The sequence below is a fragment of the Streptomyces sp. JK94 genome, assembly GCF_053613315.1.
Genome location: NZ_JBSICH010000051.1, coordinates 23,978 through 32,597, shown reverse-complemented (window position 1 = coordinate 32,597; position 8,620 = coordinate 23,978). Strand labels below are relative to the sequence as shown.

The window sequence follows — 8,620 nt, the reverse complement described above, 5'->3', positions numbered from 1 at the left end:
CCTGAGGATGTGCCCCCCCCCTGGGCATGGGGTTCGTCCCACGTCCGCGTGGACACCGGGCCTGCGGGGGACTCCGTTGACAGCCGGGGGACGGGTGCGTGTCGGGCCGGCGGATCAGTTCGGCGTCGCTGTGCGAGTGGTCCGTGGCCTCGACCGTGGAAACCGAAGTCCGGTGGAGGTCGGGCGTCGTCCCGGTGTCGTCCGGGCCGACTCCCCGTCGGCAAAGGCACGGGCGGGGCGGGCGTAGCGTAGGAGGTATGTCGACGTACGGATCCTTTCCCGGCACCCGGCCCCGGCGGCTGCGGAGCACTCCCGTCATGCGTCGGATGGTCGCCGAGACCCGGTTGCACCCCGCCGACCTCATCCTTCCCGCCTTCGTCCGCGAGGGCGTGAGTGAGCCGGTGCCGATCGCGGCGATGCCCGGGGTCGTGCAGCACACCCGGGACACGCTGAAGAAGGCCGCCGCGGAGGCGGTCGAGGCGGGGGTCTCCGGGATCATGCTCTTCGGGGTGCCGGAGGACGGCAAGAAGGACGCGGCCGGGACGGCGGGGACCGACCCGGACGGGATTCTGCAGGTCGCGCTGCGGGACGTGCGGGCCGAGGTCGGGGACGAACTGCTCGTCATGTCCGACCTGTGCCTCGACGAGTTCACCGACCACGGGCACTGCGGGGTGCTGGACGCCCAGGGGCGGGTCGACAACGACGCCACCCTTGAGCGGTACGCCGAGATGGCGCAGGTGCAGGCCGACGCGGGCGCCCATGTGGTCGGGCCCAGCGGGATGATGGACGGTCAGGTCGGGGTCGTCCGCGACGCCCTCGATCAGATCGGGCGCGAGGACGTCGCGATCCTCGCCTACACCGTCAAGTACGCGTCCGCCTTCTACGGGCCCTTCCGGGAGGCCGTCGGGTCCTCGCTCAAGGGGGACCGGAAGACCTACCAGCAGGACGCCGCCAACGTGCGGGACGCGATGCGGGAGCTGGCCCTCGACCTGGAGGAGGGCGCCGACATGGTGATGGTCAAGCCGGCCGGCCCCTACCTCGACATCCTGTCCAAGGTCGCCGAGGCCGCGGACGTGCCCGTCGCCGCCTACCAGATCTCCGGCGAGTACTCGATGATCGAGGCCGCCGCCGAGAAGGGCTGGATCGACCGCGACCGGGCCATCCTGGAGGCGCTCACCGGCATCAAGCGGGCCGGCGCGCGCAACATCCTGACCTACTGGGCCACCGAGGTCGCTCGCACGCTGCGCTGAGCGACGGCCTCGCCCGGTGCTTCGTGCAGGGGGTGCGTGGCGTGTGGGCATTCCTTCAGTAGCCGAGGGCAGCGTCCATGCTGGTCTGCCAGTAGGTGACCGTCAGCGCGGTGTCGACGTACACGCCGCCGGACGGCAGGGCGACCGTGGCGATGGAGCCGTCCTCGAAGGGGATCGTGAGGGTGTTCGTCTCGTAGCCGTTCTCGCCGCTGCCGTCGCCGGACGACAGCACGACGCCGGCGTAGCCGGACTTGCCGGGCTCGACGCCGGTCAGCGACTGCGGCTTGGTCGCCTCCGCGACCGGCGGCACGGACTGGGCCTCACCGAAGCGCGCCGCCGGGTACGGCGGGAGCATGCAGGTCTTCGAGCCGGAGTTGGTGGCGGTCAGCAGGAGGTGGTTGAGGGGGCGGGACACCTTCGTCGCGGTGATCTTCACGTCGGAGGCGGAGCACTTTCCGGGCATGTCCCCGTCGTCCTGGCCGCCGGAGCCCGACGCGCCGGTGTTCGAGCCGGAGTCCGACGAGCCGGAGTCCGACGAGCCGGAGTCCGACGAGCCGGAGTCCGACACGCCGGAGTCCGACGGGTCCGAGCCCGACGAGTCCGAGCGCGTGGCGTCGCCGCCGTCGGTGGAGGGGTTGGCCTGTTCGCCGGCCGGGACGGAGGAGGACCCGGCCGGGGCGCCCGTGTCCGAACCGTCGCCCTCGCAAGCCGTCAGGGCGAATGCGGCCAGCGCGACCGTGGTGGCGGCGAACAGGCGGGTGCGGCGGGTGGTGCGTGCGGACATGAGAGATCCCCTTCGGGTGGAGTCGAGGTGAGCCGCTCGACCGTTCGCCGGGAGCGGCTGCTTGGATGACCACAGCTTGGGTCCGGGGCCGTCCCGGTCGCCAGTGGTGCCGGGGCATGCGGGACACTGGGACGCCGGGAGTGGCTCTGACCTGCAGGAACAGTGTCCCGCTGGGACGCTGTACGGGGATACGGGAAGAGGGGGAAACGGGTGGCGGGGGACGACTTCGCGGTACTGCTGCGGGAGCTGAAGGAGCGGTCCGGGCTCAGCTACGGGGCACTGGGCAAGCGGCTGCACATGAGTGCGTCGACCCTCCACCGATACGTCGGCGGGGAGGTCGTGCCCACGGAGTTCGCCCCCGTCGAACGCCTCGCGCGCGTATGCCGGGCGACCCCCGAGGAACTGCTCGAACTCCACCGCCGCTGGATCCGCGCGGACGCGCTGCGCGGCGTGAAGAAGAAGGAGACCGAGGAGAAGGAGACCGAGGGGGAGGGGGAGGAGACGCCGGGGGAGAAGCAGGAGGAGGCCGCCGTCTCCGTCGCGGCGGAGAACGCACCGCCCGCACCGCCCACGCCGCACGCCCCCGGTGCCCCGACCGCACCGCCCACACCCGCCGAACCCGGTCCGTCCCGTCGCCGGGTCCCGCGCGCGGCGCTCTACGCCGCGACCGGCGTCGTCGCCGTCAGTGCCGCCGTGGCGCTCGTGGCGAACCTCGTGTCGGGCACCGACGACGGCGGGCGGCACGGTCCGGCCGGGGCGGCGGCGGGGACCTCCGCGCCGGTGTCCGGGACCGCGACCACCGGGTCGGCGTCCCCGGGCGCGAGCGCCTCCTCGTCGCCGTCCGGGTCCGCGTCCTCGTCCGCGTCCGGGCCACCCTCCGCGTCCGCGTCCGCGTCGCACCCGGGCACGGCCACGCCGAGTCGTCGCGCACCCGCCGACGGTCCCGTGCTCACCGTGTCGACCACCCCGTACCACTGGGACGTGCCCTGCGAGCACGCCTTCCTGATCGACCGCAGCCCGCAGAACGTGCCGGAGCCGCCCGCCCAGCAGGACGCGGTCGGCTGGGCCACCCCCCTCGGCGCGGTCTCCGCGAACCGGCAGACGGCCGTCCTCACCGTGCAGGGCACCGGTGCGGAGACGGTGGTCCTGAAGGACCTGCACGTCCGCGTCGTGAGCAGCGAGCCGGCGCTGGACTGGAAGCAGTACGTGATGGGCAACGGCTGCGGCGGCCAGGTGAACACCGAGTCCTTCGACGTCTCCCTCGACCTGGCCAACCCCCTGGTGACGCCGGTCTCCGGACAGCGCGACTTCCCCTACAGCGTCAGCGAGTCCGACCCGGAGGTCTTCAAGGTCAACGCGCACACCAGCGGCCACGACGTCAGCTGGTACCTGGAGCTGGAGTGGTCCAGCGGCGCCCGGCAGGGCACCATGCGCGTCGACGACCACGGCAAACCGTTCCGCACCAGCGCATCCCGGGACAGCTCCTACTACGCCTACCCCCTCGGCGGTGACGGCTGGGAGCGGGTCGAGGGCGACTGAGGCGGGCCGGGTACGAGCGGGGCTTCACCTTCGTGCTGCGCTCCCACAAGGACGCCGAGCGCTTCTTCACGGAGACCGGGCTGGAGCTGGCCGAGCCGGGTGTCGTACCGGTGCACCACTGGCGCCCGGGCCACGCGGCGCAGGTGTCCGAGCAGCCCGAGGAGGCCTACCTCGCGGGTCTCGACGACCTCGACGACATCGAGAAGGTCCGGTACAAGGACATCAACGACGTCACGGACGCCGACATCAACGTGTACGGGGGGCTCGCCGCCAAGGGCTGACCGCCCGGCGGTCGCACGGGTGTCCGGATCGCGGAAAGTCGCCTGTAGGCGGCACGTACTTTCCTAGGGTGCGGGCATGACCGCGACCGAGAACGCGCCCGCACCCTCCGCCTGTCCGCCGCCGCTCGCCGCGCGGACCCGGTCGGTCGGCGGTTCGCCCGTACGGGACATCCTCGCCGTCACCGCCCGCCCCGAGGTGATCAACTTCGCGGGCGGGCTGCCGGCCCCGGAGCACGCTGCGGCTCTGCTTCGTGACCCAGACGCCGGACGAGATCGCGCAGGGGCTGCGGCGACTGGGCCGGGCGCTGCGCGGGGCGTAGGGCCGGTCGCGGGGTGGTGAGCCGGGGCGCGGAGGGGGTACGGCCGAGGGTGGCGGCGCGGGGCGCGGGGTCGGCGATGGGGGTGCGGGACGTGTGGCGCGGGGCGCGGGGCCGGTCGTAGGGGGACGAGCCGGGGGTGGAAGGACCGGGGTGGCGCGGCGGACGTCCTGGGACCGGTCCTAGGACGAAGAGCCGAGGCAGAGGGCGCGCGTGCGCACGTAGCGTGAGGCCATGCCTGCGACCGCGCGCACGACGACGCCCTTCGACCTCGACGCGTACCTCGACCGGATCGGCTGGGAGGGGGAGCGGCGGCCCGACGCGGCCACGCTCCGCGGTGTGCACCTCGCCCACGCGGGGGCCATTCCGTTCGAGAACCTCGACGCCGTCGGCGGCACGGCCCCCTCCCTCGGCCTCGCCGACCTGATGGCCAAGCTGGTCCACGGCCGCCGCCGCGGCGGGTACTGCTTCGAGCACAACACGCTGTTCGCGGCGGCCCTGGAGGCGCTGGGCCTCCGGGTGACCCGGCTGGCCGCGCGGGTCGTCGTCGGCGCGGAACGCTTCGAGGACCGTCCGCGCACCCACATGGTGCTCCTGGCCGAGGTCCCCGGTGACCCGCGGCCGTACCTGGCCGACGTCGGCTTCGGGGCCGTCACCTGCCTGCTGGAGCCGGTGCCGCTGACGGTGGGCGCGGAGTTCCACGACGGGGGACGACGCCGGCACCGGCTGGTGCACGCGCCGCGGCGGGGGCCGCTGGAGACATGGGTGCTGGAGGCGGGCCGGCAGGGAGCGGACGGCGGCTGGGAGGCCCAGTACGCCTTCACGCCGGAGCCGTTCGAGGCGTCCGACTACGAGGTCGCCAACTGGCACGTCGCCACGAACCCGCGTTCCCCGTTCTCCCGGCGGCCCTACGTGCAGCGGCTGCTGCCGGACCGTCATCTGCTGCTCGACGGCCGCGTCCTCACCGAGACCCGGGACGACGGGACGGTCACCGCGCGCAAGCCGGGGGACGACGCGCAGGTGCGCCGGGTGCTGGCGGAGGAGTTCGGCATCGCGGCACCGGAAGGGCTGCGGCTGTCCGAGGGGTGAGCGTCGCCCGAGCCGGCCGGTAGGCGTTGCGGACTGTGTGCTTCCGGTGGTTTGTGCGACGTGTGGGGGGGATAGCAACTGCTGGTCGTGCAGAACTTGTCCGGGCGCTCCGAGGGGAGCGCCCGTCTCATGGAGGGGGAGACATCCGTGCGTATCCGCACAGGGTGGCGACGCAAGGCGGCCGGTGTGCTGGCGGGCCTGACCGCGACGGCCGGCCTGACGGTGGGCCTGACCGCACCCGCGCAGGCGGCCGACGGCACACCGGTCGCCCGGACCGCGTACCGCCACACCAGCGAGGCCGGCGACTACGTCGGACAGGGCGGCAGCGTCGCGTTCACTCCGGCCACGGCCACCATCGGCGTGACCGGGACCGCGCAGCAGGTCCGGTTCCGGCTGCTGGCCGAGGACACCTGGTGGGAGGTCGAACTCGCCGCGCCCAAGGGGGACACGCTCCGCCCCGGCGTCTACCGCGACGCGGAGAGGGCGGCCTTCCGCACGGGCCGCGCGCCGGGCCTGGACGTCAGCGGTGCGGGCCGTGGCTGTAACGACGTCTACGGCAGGTTCTCCGTCAACCAGATCGAGACCGACGCCTCGGGAGCGGTCACCGTCCTCGACGCCACGTATGTGCAGCGCTGCGGGAGCGCCACGGCACCGGCCCTGAAGGGCACGGTCAAGTACCACGCCTTCCCGCTGTCCTACTCCTACTCGTCCGACCCCGACGACTGGGTGGCCCAGGGTGCGAGCGGCACCCACACCGGGGCGAAAAGCCTCTTCGGCCTGCGGCCCTGGTCGGGCGGCAGGGGGCTCCAGTACGACGTCGAGGGCGGGCGCGAGTACTTCTCCGCGCTGATGACGCCGCCCACCGGCACCGCGTTCGAGGCCGGCCGCACCTATCCGATCGGGCGGACCGACTCCGAGGGCGTGGCCGGGTTCAGCGTGTCCGGCAACGGGCGCGGCTGCAACACGGTCACCGGCACGCTGACGGTCACCGCACTGGCCCGCGACGAGGCCGGTGCCGTGGAGGCGTTCGCGGCGACGTTCGTCCAGCACTGCGAGGGCGCCGAGGCCGCGCTGCGCGGGACGATCCGCTACTACGCCTGACCGCTGCGGCTGCTGCGCCTGACCGGTGCCGGAACGCCGGAGCCGGACGAGGACGACGATGGCCGCGAGGACTGAGCCGGTGCCGATGACCCACGCTTCGAAGCACCGTGCGGGGCGCTGCGTCGCGCCGTCTGGTGCTGTACGCGCGACTGCGGATCACGCGTTTGGTTCGGCGCCGGTCATCAGGGCGAGCAGGCTGTGGGGCGCGTGGTCGTCGATCATGGTCGTGTAGAAGCCGTCGTCGTCCGCTTCCGCAGCGGCGGCGCGGGCGAACATGGCTTGTTCGTGCGCGGCGAGCGCGGTATCCGCATCGCCGGGGTGCGCGGCGAGGGCCCGGCCGAGTCCGGCGCCGTCCAGCATGGCCAGGTTGGCGCCTTCGCCGTTCGGTGCCCGGAGGTGGGCGGCATCGCCGAGCAGGGTCACCCCCGGCACGCGGTCCCAGCGGTGCCCGGCCGGCAGTGTGAAGATGGGGCGCAGGGCCGGCGGGGTGACGCTGCCGGTGATCAGGGCGGTGAGTGCGGGAGCCCACCCGTCGAACTCCTTCGCCACCCGTGCGGTGAGGGCTGCGGCATCGGTGGCGTCGATGTCTGTGAACCAGTCCCGGGCCTTCTTCAGCTGCGCGTAGGTGTGCAGGGTTCCGCCGCCTTCACGGTGGGCCAGCAGTCCCCTGCCCGGTGCGAGCGCGAACAGCGAGCCGGCTCCGACCGCCTTCGCGGAGGCGGGGTGGAGGGTTTCCGCGTCGAAGAGGAACGTCTCCACGCTGCAGACGCCGAAGTACTCCGGAGTGGCTTTCGAGAGCACCGGTCGTACGCGCGACCAGGCTCCGTCGGCGCCGACGAGCAGGTCCGCGACCACGGTGGTGCCGTCGGCGAAGTCGATCTGGTGGCGACCGCCGCCGAGGGGCCGCACGGCGGTGACCTTGCGGCCCCAGTGGACGGTTCCGGCGGGCAGGGAGCCGAGCAGCGTCTGCCGCAGTGCGCCGCGCGGAACCTCCGGGCGTTCGCCGGTTCCGTCGTCGGACAGGTCGAGCAGCACGTTCCCCGCCTGGTCCATGACCCGGTACGCCTCGCGGCCGGGGAGGACCAGCTTGTGGAACTCCCCGATCAGTCCGGCCGCTTCCAGTGCGGCCTGCCCGCTGTGGGGGTGCAGGTCGAGCAGGCCGCCCTGGCGGCGGGCGTCCGGCGCGGGCTCCGCCTCGTAGACCGTGGCCGGGATGCCGTGCACGTGCAGTACACGGGCCAACGTCAGGCCGCCCAAACCTGCTCCGATGATGGTGACAGGTGTCGTCATGGTGTCCTCCCCAGCCCCCTTGCGGGGGTTGCCGTGATGCCTCTTTGGATCGTCACTCCAATCACGCTAGCACGAAGTTGGATCGGCGTTCCATTCGTGCGATGGTGGGGTCATGGCGAAGAGAACGGCGAAGGGATCCGCCCGGGCTCCGCGGCGGACGGACAGTCTGTCGAGAGAGCTGATCATCCAGACCGCGATCGAGATGCTGGACGGCGGCGGCGAGAAGGCGCTGACGCTGCGCGCACTCACCGTGCGCCTGAGCACCGGCTACGGGGCGATCTACCACCATGTCGCGGACAAGAGTGATCTGCTCGCGACGGCCGCTGACGAGGTCATCACCGGCGTGATGTCCGGAGCAGTCGCCGACGCGGATCCGCGCGCGGATCTGCGCGCCCTCGCCCTCGGTCTGTTCGACGCGATCGACGCTCATCCCTGGGTGGGGACGGAATTCTCCCGCCAGCCGTGGCGGCCCGCACTGCTGGACTTCTACGAGAGCGTCGGCCGCCTGCTGGACGCCCTTGGCGTTCCGGAGAAAGCGCGCTTCGACGCGGCCGGCACGCTCGTGAACTACGTCCTCGGTGTCGCCGCGCAGAACGCCGCGAACGCACGGCTCCGCGCGGGCGGCGACACGGACCGAGAGACCTTCCTAAGGAACGCCGCCACGCAATGGACGCATATCGACCCGGGCCGGTACCCGTTCGTGCACGCGGCGGCGACTCAGCTGGGCGAACACGACGATCGCGAGCAGTTCCTCGCAGGGGTGGACATCTTCCTCACCGGCATTTCAGCCCTGCGCTAGAAGCCCCCGGCACCCACTGTCCCCGCGGCGCCGCCCTGCTGGTGCAATCCGTACGCCGCAGCGCGATGCCGACCCGGCCGGCCTTCTGCGGATACCCCTCTCACTTCCTCACCCGGTCGCTGCCCCCTGTCGCCCGTGCGTCCAGTGAACCCGTGCAATCCGGGGGTTCA

Annotated in this window: 7 protein-coding genes and 2 pseudogenes; 7 read left to right on the top strand and 2 right to left on the bottom strand. The window is 72.7% G+C overall.

Translation table 11 applies throughout. The features are described 5' to 3' along the window. Positions 1 to 257: 257 nt before the first annotated feature. Positions 258 to 1,250, top strand: a complete 993-nt coding sequence (hemB, locus tag ACVV2G_RS31810) for a porphobilinogen synthase (protein ID WP_453846264.1) — start codon at positions 258 to 260, stop codon at positions 1,248 to 1,250. A gap of 55 nt (positions 1,251 to 1,305) precedes the next feature. Here the strand turns inward: hemB and ACVV2G_RS31805 are convergent, their stop codons facing one another. Next, positions 1,306 to 2,034 (bottom strand): DUF4232 domain-containing protein, encoded by a 729-nt coding sequence (locus tag ACVV2G_RS31805; protein ID WP_453846263.1) that lies wholly within the window; start codon positions 2,032 to 2,034, stop codon positions 1,306 to 1,308. A 210-nt stretch (positions 2,035 to 2,244) separates the two neighbouring features. Here ACVV2G_RS31805 and ACVV2G_RS31800 point away from each other — a divergent pair, with 210 nt between their 5' ends. The 5 genes and pseudogenes from ACVV2G_RS31800 to ACVV2G_RS31780 all read left to right on the top strand — a co-directional run bounded on the left by ACVV2G_RS31800 (position 2,245) and on the right by ACVV2G_RS31780 (position 6,361). Next, a complete protein-coding gene (locus ACVV2G_RS31800) occupies positions 2,245 to 3,573 on the top strand; it encodes a helix-turn-helix domain-containing protein (RefSeq protein WP_453846262.1) in 1,329 nt (442 codons plus the stop codon). Positions 3,574 to 3,581: 8 nt separating this feature from the next. Further along, a pseudogene (locus tag ACVV2G_RS31795) lies at positions 3,582 to 3,854 on the top strand (SAM-dependent methyltransferase); the annotation flags it as partial. 76 nt (positions 3,855 to 3,930) lie between these two features. Next, a pseudogene (locus ACVV2G_RS31790) lies at positions 3,931 to 4,086 on the top strand (PLP-dependent aminotransferase family protein); the annotation flags it as partial. Between the two features lie 319 nt (positions 4,087 to 4,405). Further along, entirely contained in the window at positions 4,406 to 5,260 is an 855-nt protein-coding gene (locus tag ACVV2G_RS31785; RefSeq protein WP_453846261.1) for an arylamine N-acetyltransferase family protein, read from the top strand. Between the two features lie 147 nt (positions 5,261 to 5,407). Further along, a complete protein-coding gene (locus ACVV2G_RS31780) occupies positions 5,408 to 6,361 on the top strand; it encodes a hypothetical protein (protein ID WP_453846260.1) in 954 nt (317 codons plus the stop codon). A gap of 156 nt (positions 6,362 to 6,517) precedes the next feature. Here ACVV2G_RS31780 and ACVV2G_RS31775 read toward each other — a convergent pair whose 3' ends face one another. Continuing rightward, positions 6,518 to 7,651 (bottom strand): FAD-dependent oxidoreductase, encoded by a 1,134-nt coding sequence (locus ACVV2G_RS31775; protein WP_453846259.1) that lies wholly within the window; start codon positions 7,649 to 7,651, stop codon positions 6,518 to 6,520. Positions 7,652 to 7,763: 112 nt separating this feature from the next. Here ACVV2G_RS31775 and ACVV2G_RS31770 point away from each other — a divergent pair, with 112 nt between their 5' ends. Next, entirely contained in the window at positions 7,764 to 8,450 is a 687-nt protein-coding gene (locus ACVV2G_RS31770; protein WP_453846258.1) for a TetR/AcrR family transcriptional regulator, read from the top strand. Positions 8,451 to 8,620: the final 170 nt, after the last annotated feature.

Coding starts and splice junctions, on each gene's coding strand:
- hemB (WP_453846264.1), top strand. CDS start 258: ATGTCGACGTACGGATCCTTTCCCGGCACCCGGCCCCGGCGGCTGCGG.
- ACVV2G_RS31805 (WP_453846263.1), bottom strand. CDS start 2,034: ATGTCCGCACGCACCACCCGCCGCACCCGCCTGTTCGCCGCCACCACG.
- ACVV2G_RS31785 (WP_453846261.1), top strand. CDS start 4,406: ATGCCTGCGACCGCGCGCACGACGACGCCCTTCGACCTCGACGCGTAC.
- ACVV2G_RS31775 (WP_453846259.1), bottom strand. CDS start 7,651: ATGACGACACCTGTCACCATCATCGGAGCAGGTTTGGGCGGCCTGACG.
- ACVV2G_RS31770 (WP_453846258.1), top strand. CDS start 7,764: ATGGCGAAGAGAACGGCGAAGGGATCCGCCCGGGCTCCGCGGCGGACG.